Genomic DNA, 17,056 nt, shown 5'->3' with positions numbered 1-17,056 from the left:
TCAGCCGAATGCCAGCGCGAAATCCAGCTCGCCAAGCGGCCGGACAGCCGACAGAACCGCCTTTGCCTCAGCCATGTCGCGCTTCATCTGCTCAACCAGCGGATCGAGCCCGTTGAATTTCTTTTCCTCGCGCAGGTGCGCAAAGAAAGTCACGCCGCAGGTTTCACCATAGAGGTCTTCGTCGAAGTCGAACACGAAGGTTTCCAGCAGCGGCGCCCCGTCGCTGTCAACCGTCGGCCTGTATCCGAAGCTGGCAACGCCATCGTGGACAGATCCGTCCTGGCGGCTGAATCGGACAGCATAAATGCCGGTGCAAAGGTCAGCTTCCTTCGGCAATGCCATGTTCGCGGTCGGAAAACCCAGCGTGCGCCCAAGCTGCTTGCCCTTAAGCACTTCCGCTTCAACCGTGTAGCGATACCCCAGAAGCCCGGCAGCCTGAACAACATCTCCCTCACGCAGGCAGGCACGAATCCGGCTTGAAGAAACCAGCTCCGCACCCTCGTCCTGGAAGGGCTCGACAACCGTCACCGCGAAACCGAGGCGCTCACCTGCCTCCCGCAGGAACTCCGGACTGCCCTGGCGGGCCTTGCCAAAATGAAAATTGAAACCCGTGACGACGCGGCAAATGCCGAGACCGCCAACAAGGACTTCCTCGATAAATGTCTCGGCGCTCTTTTGGGCAAATTCCTTCGTGAAGGGCAATTCGACCACCGCCGAAAATCCCATAATGCCCGCCAGTTTCGCTTTGAGCGGGGCGGGTGTGAGGCGAAATACCGGCTGCTCCGGCCTGAAAACCGTGCGCGGATGCGGTTCGAAGGTCAGAGCCACCGCCGGCACGTTCTCGGCGCGCGCCTGTTCGAGGGCCGCCTCAAGCACTGCCTGGTGACCGCGATGCACGCCATCGAAATTTCCGATCGCAACGACACAGCCGCGCAGGTCCTGCGGAATATCTTCAAGTGCGCTGATGCGCCTAACCGGCTTCGTCTTCATCGCCCACAAACCTATCTCAAACGCTGCATCCAGCGAACCGGGCGCGCCCCGTTTCGTTCAAGAAACGCTTCGAGCTTCCCTTCGTCCACAACCGCCCGGTCGGTGTAATCCCTCGCATGGATCCCGTCCGACACATAGAGCAGGTCGAGACCGAAATCCTGTGCGCCTTTTACATCGGTTGGCATGCCGTCGCCAATGGCAAGAATGCGACCATTGGCAATGTCCGGCCGAAGTTCCTTCGCAGCAGCCACTGCCGCCTCGTATATCGGGGCGTGAGGTTTGCCGGACACCAGGGTTCTGCCTCCCATCTTTTCGTAGAGCGCAGCTATGGAGCCAGCGCACGGAATGAGGCGCTCGCCCCGCTCGACGACGAGGTCGGGATTGGCGCAGATGAAGGGCAGATCTTTCTTCCTGAAATCTTCGAGTATGGAAATGTACTCTTCCGGCTGTTCGTTTTCGTCGTCGAAAAGACCCGTGCACACGACGGTGCCGGCCTCATCAAGTCCGGCGTCGTTGACACCCAGACCACCGAGCAGCGGCCGGTCACGATCCGGGCCGATGAAATAAACGTCTTTCGAACCGGCCTTTATGAGATCGCGCGTTACGTCGCCTGACGTGACAATGCGGTCATAGGCCTCGGGATCGACGCCGATGAGATCTAGCTGCTCGCCGACACCCTTACGTCGCCGCGGCGAATTGGTGATCAGAACTACCGAACCGCCCTGCCTGCGAAAGGCGCCGAGTGCTTCACCGGCAAACGGCCAGGCTTGCACGCCATTGTGCAACACGCCCCATACATCGCAAAAGATGACGTCATAGTCGGCATTAAGGTCGGCAAGGCGATCTAGTCTTTTCGGCATGGTCTTCCAGGTTTGCGTGATTGTCCGCCAGAACGGGCTGTGCGCAGACATTGACCATCAGCGCCAAGAAAACAAGCCCCATTGCTTCTTGCATTGCTCGCAATAGATCACTATCTGGCTATCGTCGCTTTGCAATACCGCCCGCGTGCGCATGCAGACAAATGGCAAACCGGCATTCATTTTCGCCAAAAAGTCTTGACTCCTTCTCCCGCCATACTTATTTCGTGCCTCGATTAGCACTCATCAATGTCGAGTGCTAATATCAGATTGGCCGGGCATTCCGCCCGGTTCTGTCATTTGATCGAGGGTATAGACAATGACAAATGTGAATTTCCGTCCATTGCATGACCGTGTTGTTGTGCGCCGCGTCGAATCCGAAGAAAAGACGGCCGGTGGCATCATCATTCCTGACACTGCCAAAGAAAAGCCGTCGGAAGGCGAAGTCGTCGCCGTTGGTTCCGGCGCACGCGACGACAGCGGCAACGTTGTTGCCATGGACGTCAAGGCGGGCGACCGCATCCTTTTCGGCAAATGGTCCGGCACCGAAGTCAAGCTTAATGGCGAAGACCTTCTGATCATGAAGGAATCCGACATTATGGGCGTCATCGGCTAATCCGATCCCGTAACCGCAATAACCCCACATGGAATACGGGCTTTCGCCCAGAAATGAGGAAACATGTCAGCTAAAGAAGTCAAATTCAGCCGCGACGCACGTGAAAAAATGATCCGTGGCGTCGACGTTCTGGCCGACGCTGTGAAGATCACGCTTGGCCCGAAAGGCCGCAACGTCGTTATCGACAAGTCCTTCGGAGCTCCGCGCATCACCAAGGACGGCGTATCCGTTGCCAAGGAAATCGAACTGGAAGACAAGTTCGAAAACATGGGCGCACAGATGGTGCGCGAAGTTGCCTCCAAGACCAACGACGAAGCCGGTGACGGCACCACGACCGCGACGGTCCTGGCACAGTCCATCGTCCGTGAAGGCGCCAAGGCAGTTGCTGCCGGCATGAACCCGATGGATCTGAAGCGCGGTATCGACCTCGCCGTAACCGACGTGGTCGCTGAACTTCTGAAGAAGGCAAAGCCGATCAACACGTCTGAAGAAGTCGCACAGGTCGGCACCATCTCCGCAAACGGCGAAAAGCAGATCGGCGACGATATTGCTGAAGCCATGCAGAAGGTAGGCAACGAAGGTGTCATCACCGTCGAAGAAGCCAAGACCGCAGAAACCGAACTCGAGGTCGTTGAAGGCATGCAGTTCGACCGCGGCTACCTGTCGCCGTACTTCGTCACCAATCCCGAAAAAATGATTGCTGATCTTGAAGACTGCTACATCCTGCTGCACGAAAAGAAGCTTTCCAACCTGCAGGCCATGCTTCCGGTTCTGGAATCCATCGTCCAGTCTTCCAAGCCGCTCCTCATCATCGCTGAAGATGTTGAAGGCGAAGCTCTTGCAACGCTGGTGGTCAACAAGCTTCGCGGCGGTCTGAAGATTGCTGCCGTCAAGGCTCCGGGCTTCGGCGATCGCCGCAAGGCAATGCTCGAAGACATCGCTATCCTGACCGGCGGTCAGGTCATCTCGGAAGATGTCGGCATCAAGCTCGAGAATGTTACCCTCGACATGCTCGGCACTGCCAAGCGTATTTCCATCTCCAAGGAAAACACGACGATCGTCGACGGTGCCGGCCAGAAGGCCGAGATCGAAGGCCGCGTTGCCCAGATCAAGGCGCAGATCGAAGAAACAACTTCCGACTACGACCGCGAAAAGCTGCAGGAACGTCTTGCCAAGCTTGCCGGTGGTGTTGCTGTCATCCGCGTTGGCGGTGCAACCGAAGTGGAAGTCAAGGAAAAGAAAGACCGCGTCGATGACGCCCTGAACGCAACCCGCGCTGCTGTTCAGGAAGGCATCGTTGCAGGTGGCGGCGTCGCTCTGCTGCGCGCATCTGCCGGTCTTACCACAAAGGGTGAAAACGAAGATCAGGAAGCCGGCATCAACATCGTTCGCCGCGCGCTCCAGACCCCTGCCCGCCAGATCGTTGCCAATGCCGGTGACGAAGCATCTGTCGTTGCAGGCAAGATCCTCGAAGACAAGAACGACACCTTCGGCTACAACGCCCAGACCGGTGAATATGGCGACATGATCACCATGGGTATCGTTGACCCGGTCAAGGTTGTTCGAACCGCCCTTCAGGACGCAGCCTCGGTTGCCGGCCTGTTGGTCACCACCGAAGCCATGGTTGCTGAAATTCCGCAGAAAGAAGCTGCGGCTCCGGCAATGCCGGGCGGCGGCATGGGCGGAATGGGCGGCATGGACTTCTAAGGTCTGCCAACCAGCACATTTAGGAAAGGCGGCCTCAGGGCCGCCTTTTTGATTCAGTCAAAGGCACAATGCGCTTCATGGGCGCGGCGGAATTGTCAGCCCCTTCTGGCTTGCGGGCCGCTCGACGCAACGCTCCAGCCAGGCGGTGACATAGGTGAAATCGTCAAGACCGACCGCATCGCCGGCTTCATAAAAGTCGCGTACCGTACGCACCCACGGGAAAGTGGCGATATCGGCAATTGTGTACTCATCATCCATGATCCAGGTCCGGCCGGTCAGCCGGTCGTCCAGCACTCCGAGCAATCGCCGGGTCTCGTTCTCGTAACGCTCGATCGGATAGGGATCTTTCAGTTTGTCCGCCATGAACTTGTAGAAGTGGCCGTATTGGCCAAACATCGGACCGATACCCGCCATCTGGAAAAACAGCCACTGGATGCATTCAAGACGGCCGACCGGATCGGCCGGGATAAGCTTGTCGGTCTTTTCGGCGAGATAAAGCAGAATGGCGCCGGATTCGAATATGCCGATCGGCTCACCTCCCGGACCATCGGGGTCGATTATCGTCGGGATCTTGCCATTTGGATTGAGGGACAGAAATTCCGAGGTTTTCTGGTCGTCTTCGATGATGTCCGCCAGGTGCGCCTCATAGGGCAGACCGAGTTCTTCGAGAGCTATGGAAATCTTGACGCCGTTGGGTGTCGGGAACGAATAAAGCTGTAACTTTTCGGGGTCGGCCGGTTTCCATCGGTTTGCTATCGGAAACGATTCAAATTTTGTCATGTTGCGGGTATCCCTTCCTTTGATCCCACGCCCAAAGGCGGCGGGTTCCCCCAAAATAGGGCGCTGATAAGCAAATGTAATAGCAAGCAATGCGATCGAAGACGATGCCGGTTTTACCGCCACATTGTCTCCGTTTATTGAACAATCTGTTAGACATTGTTCAGCTATTATTGTCATTCAGAGCTTTTATATTTCTTCCACCGAACAAGGGGAGAGATTCATGTCCAATTCGGCAATCGTTCTTATCGGTCGGATATTGTTGTCCGCTATTTTTATCATGGCAGGCCTTGGAAAACTGGCCGATCCGGGCGGCAATGCAGCCTATTTCGCCAGTGTGGGCCTGCCGATGGCCGGTTTGCTGGTGTGGCTCGTCGTCGCGCTGGAAGTGCTTTGCGGTATCGGGATCCTGATTGGGTTCATGACAGCGCCCGCAGCCTATGTACTGGCGTTGTTCTGTGTCGCATCGGCGCTGGTCGCACATTTCGACTTCGGCGACCAGATACAGATGATCATGTTTTTGAAAAACCTCGCCATGGCAGGCGGGTTCCTTGTCCTTGCAGCCAACGGGCCGGGAAGCATTTCACTGGATGCGCGCCGCGCCGGCTAAGCACCCTCGCCTTTGGCAAAACGCAAAACAAAACCGCGGGCAATTACGATTGCCCGCGGTTTTTTGCATTCACTTTCGCGTTCGATGGCTAGTTCCGAAATATCGTCGCCAGAATATCGACGCCTCTTTCGCGATAATAGCGCGACGAGCGGCCGTTCGGTCCGATCACAATCACCTTGGTTCCCACATTGGCCCGTCTGTAGAGGTGCTTCACGTCGTTGTTCATCATACGGATACAGCCCGACGACATGTTCTGCCCGATCGTCCATGGCTGGTTTGTGCCGTGGATACGGTAAATCGTGTCGCGGCCGCCACGGTGAAGATAAAGCGCGCGTGCGCCGAGCGGGTTGTTAATGCCACCCTTCACGTAGGACGGAATGATGCGGCCTTTTTTCCGTTCGCGTGCGATCATCTGTTTCGGCGGGCGCCAATCCGGCCATTTCGCTTTGCGGCCCACCTTGACGGTGCCGGCCCATCCAAAACCCTCACGTCCCACACCCACGCCGTAGCGGGTGGCGCGGCCATTGCCTTCGATGTAGTAGAGGAACTTGCGGCTGGTATCGATGATAATGGTTCCCGGCCGCTCTTTCGTATCTATTCTGACTTTTTTCCGATGGTATTGCGGTTTGGGACGCTTGGCCGCCACATTGACGACATCGGTGCCAACGTCTTGCCGGGCAAGCGTGCTGTCGCGCATGAAGGCATTGGCGGCACCCGTTGCGGCTATCGATACGACAACCAGCGTGACAACGAGCAAAGGTGAAACGAAACTCCTCACTGTCATTCTCCCCTCAGTTCTTTGCAATTAGCGTATCACCCGGACGCGGGCTTTCAAGAATTGAAGACGAAAATAAAGCGAAAGTGATCGAAATATGTAGCCAATGTCACACAACAGACGCAACTTCGGGGCCGGAAACTTTGTTCCGACCCCGAATTACTCAGCCGACATATCAACTATATGACAATGACCTTGGTTCCATTGCCGACACGTTCATAAAGATCCACAACATCTTCATTGCGCATTCGGATGCAGCCCGATGAAACGGCGCCGCCAATGGTCCAGGGCTGGTTCGTGCCATGAATGCGATAAAGTGTGGAACCGAGATAAAGCGCCCGCGCGCCGAGCGGATTATCGGGTCCTCCGGCCATATAGGTCGGAAGGTAATGACCCTTCTTCTTTTCCCGTTCAATCATCTGCGCGGGCGGGCGCCAGTCGGGCCACAGCGCCTTTCGCGTGATCCTGTGGGTTCCCGCCCACTCGAAACCGGGTTTGCCGACGCCCACACCGTAACGGCGGGCTTGACCGTTGCCGAGCACCAGATAGAGGAACCGGTTCGGCGTATCAATGATGATCGTGCCGGGCTTGTGCCTGGATTCGTAAGCGACAATTTTCGGCAGATAGACCGGGTTCATTGCCGGAGGCCTTGCCCGGTTCTTGCTGCGCACGGAGGCAACCCGGACGGAATTGTGCCGTCTGGTGACTGCCCGGCGCTGGCGCACGACATTTCCGGCACCGTGGGCTGTGCCGGGCGTGCGGAGCTGCGTGACCCACGGGGCCGTCAGGTCGGGGCTGAGCACGATGGGCGGACGTTGACCGTATCGGTCATTTGCGGACGCCACGGTGGCAAGGACACCGGTGCAAAGCACGGCAAGGAAGAGCGATTTGATGTTCATCGGGCGGACTCACTACCTTTCGTCTGACAAAGTTCCACCGCACGCGTGATGCTGTGAACACGCGTGGGCAAGCGGGCTGTAACTTTCGTTGACACTGGCTGCTGAAAAAGACTCAAAGGTGAATCGAAACGGATAAAATACGATTCGACCGGTAAAGCTCTGAGCAAGGTTATCGGCGAGTTGATAAAGCCGGTTAATTTGTGCTTAACGCAGCCGGGAGGCGCGTTAACCACTCGATTGATGGAGATGTCCATGTCCGAAACAGGGCTCATCGAAGGTGAAGACGGCAAGCTGCGCTGCTTCTGGTACGGCAACAAGGCCGATTACCTTCACTACCACGACAGTGAGTGGGGGCGCCCGGTCGACAATGATGTGCGGCTGTTTGAAAAGATCTGCCTCGAAGGTTTTCAGTCGGGTCTTTCCTGGCTGACGATCCTGCGCAAGCGCGATAATTTCCGCGCCGCCTTTGCCGGCTTCGACTTTGAAAAAGTGGCCCGTTTTACAGATGACGACGTGGAACGACTGGTCGCGGACGCAGGTATCATACGACATCGCGGCAAGATCACATCGACGATTAACAATGCTCAGCGGGCTTTGGAACTGCGCGACGAATTCGGCTCTCTTGCGGCCTATTTCTGGTCTTACGAACCCGGTCCCACAGACCGGCCCTCGCGTCTCGACCACGCCACACTGATGACGCTGGCAAACACAGACGTCTCAACGGCAATCTCTAAGGATTTGAAAAAGCGCGGATGGAGTTTTGTCGGACCGACGACGGTCTATGCCTTTATGCAGGCCATGGGCCTGGTCAACGATCACATTGAGGGTTGCTGCATACGCGACGAGGTCGAGGAGGAGCGCCGCGCCTTTGCCCGGCCGCGATGAAACCGGTTGGCCGGTTCATTCACTTCACGTCGTAACCATCGGCCACAATGAACCTTGCCGCTGTGCGGTCTATGGGTTAGGAAGTCGGCGTTTTAAACAAACGCTTCACCATCCACAACAAACAGCGTCACGGCCGGACCTCGCATCATGGGCGAAAAGAAGAAGAAACAGCAGAAACTAAGGGCACGCCTGCCGCGCGGTTTCGTCGACCGCAGCCCGGCCGATATCCGCGCCACGGATGAGATGGTGTCAAACATCCGCCAGGTCTTCGAACTCTACGGCTTCGACCCGGTCGAGACACCGATGTTCGAATATACCGATGCTCTGGGCAAGTTTCTGCCCGACAGCGACCGGCCGAACGAAGGCGTCTTTTCGCTGACCGACGATGACGACCAGTGGATGAGCCTGCGCTACGATCTGACCGCGCCGCTGGCGCGGCACGTTGCCGAAAACTTCAACAACATCCAGCTGCCCTACCGCACCTATCGCGCCGGCTGGGTGTTCCGCAATGAAAAGCCGGGGCCCGGCCGCTTCCGCCAGTTCATGCAGTTCGATGCCGACACGGTCGGCGCGCCCGGCGTTCAGGCCGATGCCGAGATGTGCATGATGATGGCCGACACAATGGAAGCGCTCGGCATTACGCGCGGCGACTATGTTATCCGCGTAAACAACCGCAAGGTCCTCGACGGGGTGATGGAGGCAATCGGCATCGGCGGTGAGGACCATGCCGAAACGCTTCTTACCGTTCTGCGCGCCATCGACAAGCTCGACAAGTTCGGCACCGAAGGCGTCCGACTGCTGCTCGGCGAAGGCCGCAAGGATGAAAGCGGCGATTTCACCAAAGGCGCCGGTCTTGATGCCGCGGCAATCGACCGGGTGATCGCCTTTGTAGAGGCAGCGGGCGTGAACGGCGCAGAGACGAGCGCAAATCTTGAAAAGGTGGTCGGCGAGGACAGCCGCAAGGGTGCAGAAGGCATTAACGAGCTTTCGCAGATCGGCAGCCTTGTTGCCGCCGCCGGCTATGATGACGGCCGTGTCAAGATTGACCCGTCGGTCGTGCGCGGCCTCGAATACTACACCGGCCCTGTCTACGAGGCCGAGCTGCTCTTCGACGTCACCAACGAGAAGGGCCAGACCGTGCAGTTCGGTTCGGTCGGCGGCGGCGGGCGATATGACGGCCTTGTTTCCCGTTTCATGGGACAGCCGGTTCCGGCGACCGGATTTTCGATCGGCGTTTCGCGGCTGATGACGGCGCTGAAGAACCTTGGCAAGCTCGGGCAGGACGAGGTTATCGCACCGGTGATCGTCTGCGTGATGGATCGCGATACGAAGAGCATGGGACACTATCAGCGCTTCGTTTCAGATTTGCGCAAAGCCGGCATTCGCGCCGAAATGTTCCAGGGCAATCCGAAGAATTTCGGCAAGCAGCTGCAATATGCCGACCGGCGCAACAGCCCCATCGCCATCATTCAGGGTTCGCAGGAACGGGATGACGGCACGGTGCAGATCAAGGACCTCATTGAGGGCAAGCGGCTTTCGGGCGAGATCGGGGACAACGCCGCCTGGCGCGCCGCGCGGCCTGCGCAGATCTCCGTCAAAGAATCCGATCTGGTCGCCGAGGTTCAAAAGCTGTTGTCAGCCCAGGCCGGGGACCGCAAGGCGAACTGACCATGCTGAACCAGCCGGATTTTGCCGACGACATATTGGCGCTCTTCGCACAGCGTGACGCCCGGCCGGTGGATATTCCCGTCATCCAGCCGGCCGATCCGTTTCTCGACATGGCAGGGGAAGATCTACGGCGGCGCATCTTCCTCACCGAAAGCGAAACTGGCAAGAGCCTGTGCCTGCGTCCTGAGTTCACCATTCCCGTTTGCCTGCGCCACATCGAGACCGCCTCCGGCACGCCGCAGCGTTACGCCTATCTCGGACAGGTGTTCCGCCAGCGCCGCGATGGTGAAAACGAGTTCTATCAGGCCGGCATCGAAGATCTTGGCAATGCCGATATCGCAGCAGCGGACGCCGCAGCCGTGCGGGACGCCAGCGATACGTTGAAGGCGCTGGTGCCTAACGCAGATCTGCAGACTACGCTCGGCGACCAGACAGTTTTCGAAGCGGTTGTCGCGGCGCTCGGCCTTCCGGACGGATGGCAGACCCGGCTCATCCGGGCCTTTGGCAATGCCGCCCAGCTCGACGCTCTGCTGCAGAGCCTTTCGCAGCCCGCCGGCCATGTGCCCGGCCTTGACGATGAAGCAAGCGCTCTTTTGTCGAAAAACGACGAAGCGGGACTGGCAGCGTTGATCGACGGGCGGATGAAAGCCACCGGATATCTTTCCAATGCGAGCCGCACACCCGATGAGATCGCAGGCCGGCTGATCCAGAAAGCCCGGCTTTCCATCGCCCATCTCGACGCCAAGGCGCTCGACATTCTGAAAACCTTTCTGGCGCTTGATGCGCCGATGTCGGATGCACCGGGAGCGCTCGCCGCCTTCGCACGTATTGCAGGTCTCGACATTAATTCGGCCCTCGATGTGTTCAATGCGCGGATGGCGGCGCTGGAAGACACGGGATTTGATCTGTCCGGAACCCGATACCGAGCAGCGTTTGGCCGGCCACTGGACTACTATACAGGGCTGGTTTTCGAGATGTCGGCACAGGGCGCCGTTCTTGCAGGCGGCGGACGCTTCGACCGGCTGCTCACCCTGCTCGGAGCACAGACGACCATTCCCGCCGTCGGCTTTTCACTGTGGCTGGACCGGATCGCGGCCACAAGGTCGCCGGCAAAAGGAGGGCAAAACCGATGAGCGTGACCATCGCCCTGCCATCCAAGGGCCGAATGAAAGACGATGCCATGGCCGTTTTCGAGCGTGCCGGCCTTGAGATTGCCAGCGTCGGCAATGACCGGTCGTATCGCGGCATCATTAAAGGTCTCACCGACGTCGAAGTTGCTTTCCTGTCGGCTTCCGAGATTGCCCGCGAACTCGGCACCGGCAGTGTCGATCTGGGCGTAACAGGTGAAGACCTGGTGCGCGAGGATCTGAACGCGGCTGATGAACAGGTCGAGTTCTGCGCACGGCTCGGGTTCGGCCGGGCTGATGTGGTCGTTGCAGTGCCGGAGGCGTGGATCGACGTCGATACCATGGCCGATCTTGGCGATGTGGCGTCCGATTTCCGCCAACGTCACGGCCGCCGGCTGCGCATCGCCACCAAATACTGGCGGCTGACACAGCAGTTCTTTTCAGCCCTGCATGGCATTCAGGTCTATCGCATCGTCGAAAGTCTCGGCGCGACTGAGGGGGCACCCGCCTCGGGCCAGGCCGATATCATCGTTGATATCACCTCAACCGGATCAACCCTTGCGGCCAATCACCTGAAGATCCTTTCGGACGGCATTATCCTCAAATCGGAAGCCTGTCTGGTGCGCTCACGAGCAAAAGACTGCAATGCAGAGGAGGAAAAGACGCTAACAGCGGTGGCGGACCGCCTCAAAGCGGTGCTGGACCAGCCAAACCGGTAGCAGCGTCTGGCGCTCATTGCGTCTGCCTGCGCAACTGCCCGGGCGTTCGACCGAAATATCTGCGGCAGGCAGTGGTGAAGTGACTTTGGGAACTGAAGCCGCAAGCCAGCGCTACGTCGACCAAAGGACGGTCTGTTGCAAGAAGCTCCGCCGCCCGGGTCATCTGAATCTCCCGATACCGCTCCGAAACGGTCTTGCCGGTCGCAGCCTTGAAGACACGGGTCAGGTGACGTGGACTCAGATCGGTTTCCGCAGACAGCGAATCAAGCGATGGAGAACCGCTTTCGAGATCGTGCAGCCTGTCTTCGATCTTCGCCAAAATGCCGGCGGATACACCAGCCGGCATCTGCCTGTTTCCCAAACCCGCTCCAAGACGCGAAAGCAGACTCAGCACAAGATGCTCGATGGCAAGCCGGTCCGAGGGGGCATCCCAGTCCAGCTGCTGCAACAATGCCGCGGTCATTGCTTTCAAAAACGGATCCCGGCCGAAAATGACCGGTGTCATATCCGGCATCTTTTGCCAGTGCATCGCCTCAAGATCAGCCTGGGTAAAATAGATATGCAGGTTCGAAACCAGCGCCGAATTGCTCCAGCGCGTTTCCAATCCTTCCGGCAATACGCACACGGCCTCCGAAAATCCGTACGACTTTGTGTCCGATGACCACACGCCGAAACCGCCCGACTGATAAATGCTGAGAGTGTGATGGCTTGGCTCGGAATAGACTATTTCGCCGCCGCCATTGCGCCGCCACAGGGCCAGCCCGCGAACCGGTCCGATATCCGATTTCAGCCGCAGTGCCGTGGCGGTCCGCGCCATTACGTTTGGAATCTGCAGGTCTTCCATATCGGCCAGTCTGTTCAAGGCATGTCCTTCCGGTGAAATTATTGGCCGTCATAGGGAATACAACGGGCGCTCTGCATTTTAAACCCATGGAGAACAATGGGGTACGCCATGTCTGCTTTCCTGCTTTTTGTGGTGGTGATCAGTTGGGGATTGTCCTGGTACGCAATCGGGCTTCAGCTTGGCGAAGTGCCTGCGCTAGTTTCGATCGCCTACCGTTTCGTGCTCGCAGCGCTCCTGCTGGCCGGACTACTGATGGTGACGGGGCGATTCAAGCCTATCGCCTGGAAATGGCATGGCCTTCTTGCCGGCTTGGGCTTTTGCCTTTTCAGCATGAACTTCTTCTGTTTCTACCTTGCGGCTGAATTCCTACCGAGCGGGCTCCTGTCCATCATCTTCGCAACCGCCGCGATCATGGGAGCATTCAACCAGCGCATCTTTTTTGGCGTCAGGCTGAACCGCCGGGTCCTGGCGGGCGCCGCAACGGGCATTATCGGGCTCGTTCTTCTGTCATGGGACAGCATTACCGGACCGAAGCAAAACGGGCCGCTGTTTTTCCTCGCACTTCCGTTTTTGGGAACCTACCTCTTTTCCCTGGGCAATCTGGTGTCGGTACGGTTGTCGCACGATCATGACCTGCCCAATATCGTTGCGCATGGCATGGCCTATGGCGCTGCTATCTGCATCGCGATCTGTCTTGTCATGGGGCTGGATTTTCCGCTGCCCGCCGATCCCGTCTATTGGGGATCGCTTGTGTACCTCTCCGCCGTTGCTTCCGTGGTCGCGTTCCTGACCTATCTCAGTCTCGTGAACCGGGAGGGGCCGGCAAGGGCCGCCTACGCAACGGTGCTTTTTCCCATCGTTGCGATGATCGTTTCCACCGTGCTGGAAGGTTTTGTCTGGACGGCCCTGGCATCACTTGGCGTCATGCTCGCGCTCGGCGGAACATTGCTTGTGTTTTCAAGACCAAAAGTCCGGCCGAACTGAGTGCCGTTCGAAAAGTCGGCCCTGCCTGAGAAACGCGGCACCTACCGGGCTTTTTTCGCAACCACAAAGACCGACATGCCTTTGTCGGGTGTCCACTGATAGTCGATTGCAAAACCGGCTCTAGTCAGGCTGTCAATCAGGTCTTCAACTTTGAAGACCTTGATTGTGGGCAACAGTCCGAAGAACTTTCCGATTGGGCCGATATACTTGAAGAACCACAGTTTCGTGCCAAGGCACACGGTGTTGGAAACAAAAAGACCGCCCGGTTTCAGCATCTTGTGAACCTTGGCAATGACAGCCTCCTTGTCCTCCACCAGATGCAATATGCTGTGACCCATGACGACATCGAAGGTCTGATCGGCCGCAGTGAAATCATCGATCGCCGTCTGACTAAACGTGACATTGCCAATTCCCGCTTTCTCGGCTTTTGCGCGGGCGATTCCGATCATTTTCGATGAAAAATCGGTGGCGAGAATATGCTTCACATGCGGCGCATGGGCGATCGCTGTCGATCCGGTGCCGCACCCGAATTCCATGACTTCCATATCGGGCCTGAAATAGTTTCGCGTCACCTCGAGCTTTTTTTGATATGCGGCTTCGTTGGCGACGGGTTTCTTCGAATAGCCTTCCGCCATCCTGTCCCAGAATCTGCTTGGATTACGCATCATTTTCTCCAATAGAGTGTTTTGGACCGTGGTACGGCAGGCGGCGCAGATGCGCCTGAAGGGCATGAGGAAAATAATTGCGGCACATTCCGGCGATGATCAGACCTGTCGCAACACCAGCTCCCAGCACATCTGCCATGAGATCCAGCATCGTGTCGGAAAGCCCCTTCTGGGATTGAAACAGACCCGTCCGGTCAACGGCAAATTCGAACACCTCCCAAAGGGTTCCAAGGCTCACAACGATCCCCGTAACAAACAAGAAGAGGAATGGCACAGGTAGGTCGATCCGCCGGTGACTGCAATAGCGCGATACGAATGCGATTACGATCACGGCTATGGCGCCGCATCCGAGCGCATGTATCAGCTTGTCGTAGACGACAGATGTTTCATAGAGCCCCACATGCATTCCGAAAAAAACGTGGGCGAAGACGAGTGCCGATACACATAAATCCGTTGCGGCCCGTATAGCGGCGTCCGAAATGCACATGGCGGGCACAAAAGTGAGGATCGTACACACGGCTCCGACCGCGAACCACAGCAGGTTGCCGGATGCAAGCCAGCCAAAGCTGGTCGCAATAATGACAAGCTGCATGGCCGGCACCGCGTGCTGGAAGACATAGCCCAAGGCGAAATCAGCTAGCCGGCGGTTTATTGTGAATGAGAACATGTCCCTGCTCCTTTTGGAGCTAAATATCCATGCGCAGTTCAAATAGAAATTGCCTAAATTTGAACTATCGTTATACAAAAATGCATGAATTGGCAGACTGTCACATTCGACTGGAACCAGGCACGCGCTTTCCTGGTCACCGCTGAAGAAGGTTCGCTTTCCGCTGCCGCCCGTGCGCTCGGTCTTACCCAGCCGACACTGGGCCGCCAGGTCGCAGGACTTGAAGAGGAGCTTGGCGTCACCCTGTTCGAGCGGGCTGGCCGGTCCCTATCGCTGACCCAGGCGGGACTGGAACTGCTCGATCACTTTCGCACAATGGGCGACGCCGCAAGCCGGATCTCGCTTGCGGCCTCCGGCCAGTCGCAGGCGATCGAAGGACAGGTCAGCATCACGGCGACCAATATGATGGCCACCTATCATTTGCCTCCAATTCTTGAACGGCTGCGTGACGTTGCTCCGGGCATAGAAATCGAGGTTGTCGCTTCCAATGACGTGCGGGATCTGGCACGACGCGAGGCCGACATAGCAATCCGCCACGCGCGACCCGAGCAACCGGACCTGATCGCCCGGCTTGTTCAGGAGACGTCTGCTCATCTCTACGCGTCGAGCGATTACCTGGACCGGATCGGCAGGCCAAAGACGGCGGAAGAGATCTCAAGCGCCGATTTCATCGGCTTTAGCAACCCCGTCGGGTTGCTTCCTGTCTTCGAGCGGTTCGGGCTATCATTGAGCCGGCACAATTTCAAGCTGGCTACGGAAAGCGGAACTGTAATCCTTGCCCTCGTCAGACGGGGTCTCGGCATCAGCGTCCTTACCCGCGACGTTGCCGACATGTATCCCGATCTGGAAGTCGTCCTGCCGCAAAACGATCCCGTTCCGGTGCCGGTCTGGCTGGTAACGCATCGCGAGCTTCACACCAGCCGGCGTATCCGGCTCGTCTTCGACCATTTGGCGGACAGTCTAACCGCCTAGCTCTTCCGGCCTGGGCCCGCCATAGGCCCAGTCAAGCAGTTTGACGGTGTGGACAACCGGCAAGGCGCTGTCCATGCCGATCTGGGTAATACAGCCGATATTGCCGGTCGCGACCAGATCGGCCCTGGTTGCCTCGATATTGCGGACCTTGCGGTCGCGCAACTGCTCGGCGATCTCGGATTGCATGATGTTGTAGGTTCCGGCCGAGCCGCAGCATAGATGACCTTCTGCCGGCTCGCGCACATCGAAACCGGCCGCCTTTAGAAGGTCTTTCGGTTGCCGCGTTATCTTCTGGCCATGCTGCATCGAGCAGGCCGAGTGATAGGCGACCGCAAGGCCCGGCGTGAGGGCCGGTTCCGGCAGGCGAAGCGTTGCCAGATATTCGGTAATATCCTTTGCCAAATCCGAAACCGTCGCGGCCTTTTGCGCATAAGCCGGATCGTTCCGCAGCATGTAGCCATAATCCTTGATGGTGGTTCCGCAACCCGATGCGGTGATGATGATGGCGTCGAGCCCGCCATTTTCAATCTCCTGCGTCCACACATCGACATTTTGCCGCGCCGAGGCGAGTGCCTGCTCCTCGCGGCCCATATGGTGGACGAGCGAACCGCAACACCCCTCGCCTCTTGGCACGACAACCTCGATCCCGAGCCGGTTGAGGAGCCGTGTCGCGGCGGCGTTGGTGTCCGGCTCGAGAACGGATTGCGCACAGCCGGTCAAAATGGCAACCCGCCCCGCCCTTTTGCCGACAGGCGCATGGGCGCCGAAGGCAATCTGCCGGGACCGCGCGGCTACCCTGCCGGGTGCAAGTTCCAGCATCGCGCCGACGGGCCTCAGGCCCGGCAGCATCTTGAAGAGCGGCGCCAGCGGACGGGCAAAACGCGCAAGGTTTAGTGCGAAGCGAAAACGTTTCGGATAGGGCAGCACAAACGCCAGGACGTCACGGTTCAGCCGGTTGAAAAGCGGTCGCCTGTAGGTCTTTTCGATGTGGGCGCGGGCGTGGTCGACAAGGTGCATGTAGTGAACGCCCGACGGACATGTGGTCATGCAGGCGAGGCAGGACAGGCAACGGTCGACATGCTTGACGATCTGCGCATCGGCGGGCCGGCCGTTTTCCAGCATGTCCTTGATGAGATAGATGCGCCCGCGCGGGCTGTCGAGCTCGTTTCCGAGCGTGACATAGGTGGGACAGGTGGCGGTGCAAAATCCGCAGTGGACGCATTTGCGCAATATTTTTTCGGCCTCGGCAACGCCGTTGTCGGCGAGTTGTTCGGCCGAGAAATTTGTCTGCATG

18 protein-coding genes are annotated in these 17,056 nt (G+C 58.0%); 9 read left to right on the top strand and 9 right to left on the bottom strand.

Features of this window, described 5'->3' with window-relative positions:
* Nucleotides 1–990 carry a bifunctional riboflavin kinase/FAD synthetase gene (locus tag ABVT35_RS01575; protein WP_368464442.1) on the bottom strand — a complete coding sequence of 330 codons (990 nt, stop codon included), beginning with the start codon at nt 988–990 and terminating at the stop codon, nt 1–3.
* A gap of 11 nt (nt 991–1,001) precedes the next feature.
* Complete coding sequence (locus tag ABVT35_RS01570) at nt 1,002–1,850, bottom strand: TIGR01459 family HAD-type hydrolase (RefSeq protein ID WP_368466252.1); 849 nt, start codon at nt 1,848–1,850, stop codon at nt 1,002–1,004.
* A gap of 316 nt (nt 1,851–2,166) precedes the next feature.
* On the opposite strand from ABVT35_RS01570, the gene groES reads away from it, so the two are divergent.
* A complete protein-coding gene (groES, locus tag ABVT35_RS01565) occupies nt 2,167–2,463 on the top strand; it encodes a co-chaperone GroES (RefSeq protein WP_368464440.1) in 297 nt (98 codons plus the stop codon).
* Nucleotides 2,464–2,526: 63 nt separating this feature from the next.
* Entirely contained in the window at nt 2,527–4,170 is a 1,644-nt protein-coding gene (groL, locus tag ABVT35_RS01560; RefSeq protein WP_368464439.1) for a chaperonin GroEL, read from the top strand.
* Between the two features lie 75 nt (nt 4,171–4,245).
* Here the strand turns inward: groL and ABVT35_RS01555 are convergent, their stop codons facing one another.
* Nucleotides 4,246–4,950: a glutathione binding-like protein gene (locus ABVT35_RS01555; RefSeq protein ID WP_368464437.1), complete on the bottom strand. Its 705-nt coding sequence runs from the start codon at nt 4,948–4,950 to the stop codon at nt 4,246–4,248.
* Nucleotides 4,951–5,170: 220 nt separating this feature from the next.
* On the opposite strand from ABVT35_RS01555, the gene ABVT35_RS01550 reads away from it, so the two are divergent.
* Nucleotides 5,171–5,557: a DoxX family protein gene (locus ABVT35_RS01550; RefSeq protein ID WP_368464435.1), complete on the top strand. Its 387-nt coding sequence runs from the start codon at nt 5,171–5,173 to the stop codon at nt 5,555–5,557.
* 88 nt (nt 5,558–5,645) lie between these two features.
* Here the strand turns inward: ABVT35_RS01550 and ABVT35_RS01545 are convergent, their stop codons facing one another.
* Together ABVT35_RS01545 and ABVT35_RS01540 are read right to left on the bottom strand one after the other, a co-directional pair.
* Nucleotides 5,646–6,254 carry a L,D-transpeptidase gene (locus ABVT35_RS01545; RefSeq protein WP_368466251.1) on the bottom strand — a complete coding sequence of 203 codons (609 nt, stop codon included), beginning with the start codon at nt 6,252–6,254 and terminating at the stop codon, nt 5,646–5,648.
* 257 nt (nt 6,255–6,511) lie between these two features.
* Nucleotides 6,512–7,231, bottom strand: coding sequence for a L,D-transpeptidase (locus ABVT35_RS01540; protein ID WP_368464433.1), 720 nt, complete (start codon nt 7,229–7,231; stop codon nt 6,512–6,514).
* 252 nt (nt 7,232–7,483) lie between these two features.
* Between ABVT35_RS01540 and ABVT35_RS01535 the strand changes: the two genes are divergently transcribed.
* From ABVT35_RS01535 to hisG, 4 genes are all read left to right on the top strand, one after another.
* Nucleotides 7,484–8,116, top strand: coding sequence for a DNA-3-methyladenine glycosylase I (locus ABVT35_RS01535; protein WP_368464431.1), 633 nt, complete (start codon nt 7,484–7,486; stop codon nt 8,114–8,116).
* 147 nt (nt 8,117–8,263) lie between these two features.
* Nucleotides 8,264–9,784, top strand: a complete 1,521-nt coding sequence (gene hisS, locus ABVT35_RS01530; protein ID WP_368464429.1) for a histidine--tRNA ligase — start codon at nt 8,264–8,266, stop codon at nt 9,782–9,784.
* The gene (locus ABVT35_RS01525; protein WP_368466250.1) at nt 9,781–10,917 is read left to right on the top strand and encodes an ATP phosphoribosyltransferase regulatory subunit; all 1,137 of its coding nucleotides are present in this window, start codon (nt 9,781–9,783) and stop codon (nt 10,915–10,917) included. Before hisS ends, ABVT35_RS01525 begins: the two co-directional genes overlap by 4 nt.
* The gene (hisG, locus tag ABVT35_RS01520) at nt 10,914–11,630 is read left to right on the top strand and encodes an ATP phosphoribosyltransferase (protein ID WP_368464427.1); all 717 of its coding nucleotides are present in this window, start codon (nt 10,914–10,916) and stop codon (nt 11,628–11,630) included. The genes ABVT35_RS01525 and hisG overlap by 4 nt, the downstream gene beginning before the upstream one ends.
* Before the next feature lie 13 nt (nt 11,631–11,643).
* Here the strand turns inward: hisG and ABVT35_RS01515 are convergent, their stop codons facing one another.
* The gene (locus ABVT35_RS01515) at nt 11,644–12,492 is read right to left on the bottom strand and encodes a helix-turn-helix transcriptional regulator (RefSeq protein WP_368464425.1); all 849 of its coding nucleotides are present in this window, start codon (nt 12,490–12,492) and stop codon (nt 11,644–11,646) included.
* 90 nt (nt 12,493–12,582) lie between these two features.
* Here ABVT35_RS01515 and ABVT35_RS01510 point away from each other — a divergent pair, with 90 nt between their 5' ends.
* Nucleotides 12,583–13,458: a DMT family transporter gene (locus ABVT35_RS01510; protein WP_368464424.1), complete on the top strand. Its 876-nt coding sequence runs from the start codon at nt 12,583–12,585 to the stop codon at nt 13,456–13,458.
* A gap of 41 nt (nt 13,459–13,499) precedes the next feature.
* Here ABVT35_RS01510 and ABVT35_RS01505 read toward each other — a convergent pair whose 3' ends face one another.
* Together ABVT35_RS01505 and ABVT35_RS01500 are read right to left on the bottom strand one after the other, a co-directional pair.
* Nucleotides 13,500–14,123, bottom strand: a complete 624-nt coding sequence (locus tag ABVT35_RS01505) for a class I SAM-dependent methyltransferase (RefSeq protein ID WP_368464422.1) — start codon at nt 14,121–14,123, stop codon at nt 13,500–13,502.
* Nucleotides 14,116–14,790 (bottom strand): hypothetical protein, encoded by a 675-nt coding sequence (locus ABVT35_RS01500; protein WP_368464420.1) that lies wholly within the window; start codon nt 14,788–14,790, stop codon nt 14,116–14,118. The genes ABVT35_RS01505 and ABVT35_RS01500 overlap by 8 nt, the downstream gene beginning before the upstream one ends.
* Before the next feature lie 84 nt (nt 14,791–14,874).
* Here ABVT35_RS01500 and ABVT35_RS01495 point away from each other — a divergent pair, with 84 nt between their 5' ends.
* On the top strand, nt 14,875–15,762 hold the full coding sequence (locus ABVT35_RS01495; protein WP_368464418.1) for a LysR family transcriptional regulator: 888 nt from the start codon (nt 14,875–14,877) through the stop codon (nt 15,760–15,762).
* On the opposite strand, the gene glcF is transcribed toward ABVT35_RS01495, so the two are convergent.
* A complete protein-coding gene (gene glcF, locus ABVT35_RS01490; protein ID WP_368464416.1) occupies nt 15,751–17,055 on the bottom strand; it encodes a glycolate oxidase subunit GlcF in 1,305 nt (434 codons plus the stop codon). The genes ABVT35_RS01495 and glcF overlap by 12 nt on opposite strands.
* Nucleotide 17,056: the final 1 nt, after the last annotated feature.

The sequence above is a fragment of the Hoeflea sp. TYP-13 genome (genome assembly GCF_040932035.1).
Classification (GTDB): Bacteria; Pseudomonadota; Alphaproteobacteria; order Rhizobiales; family Rhizobiaceae; genus Hoeflea_A.
This window is presented reverse-complemented; position numbering and strand designations above follow the sequence as displayed.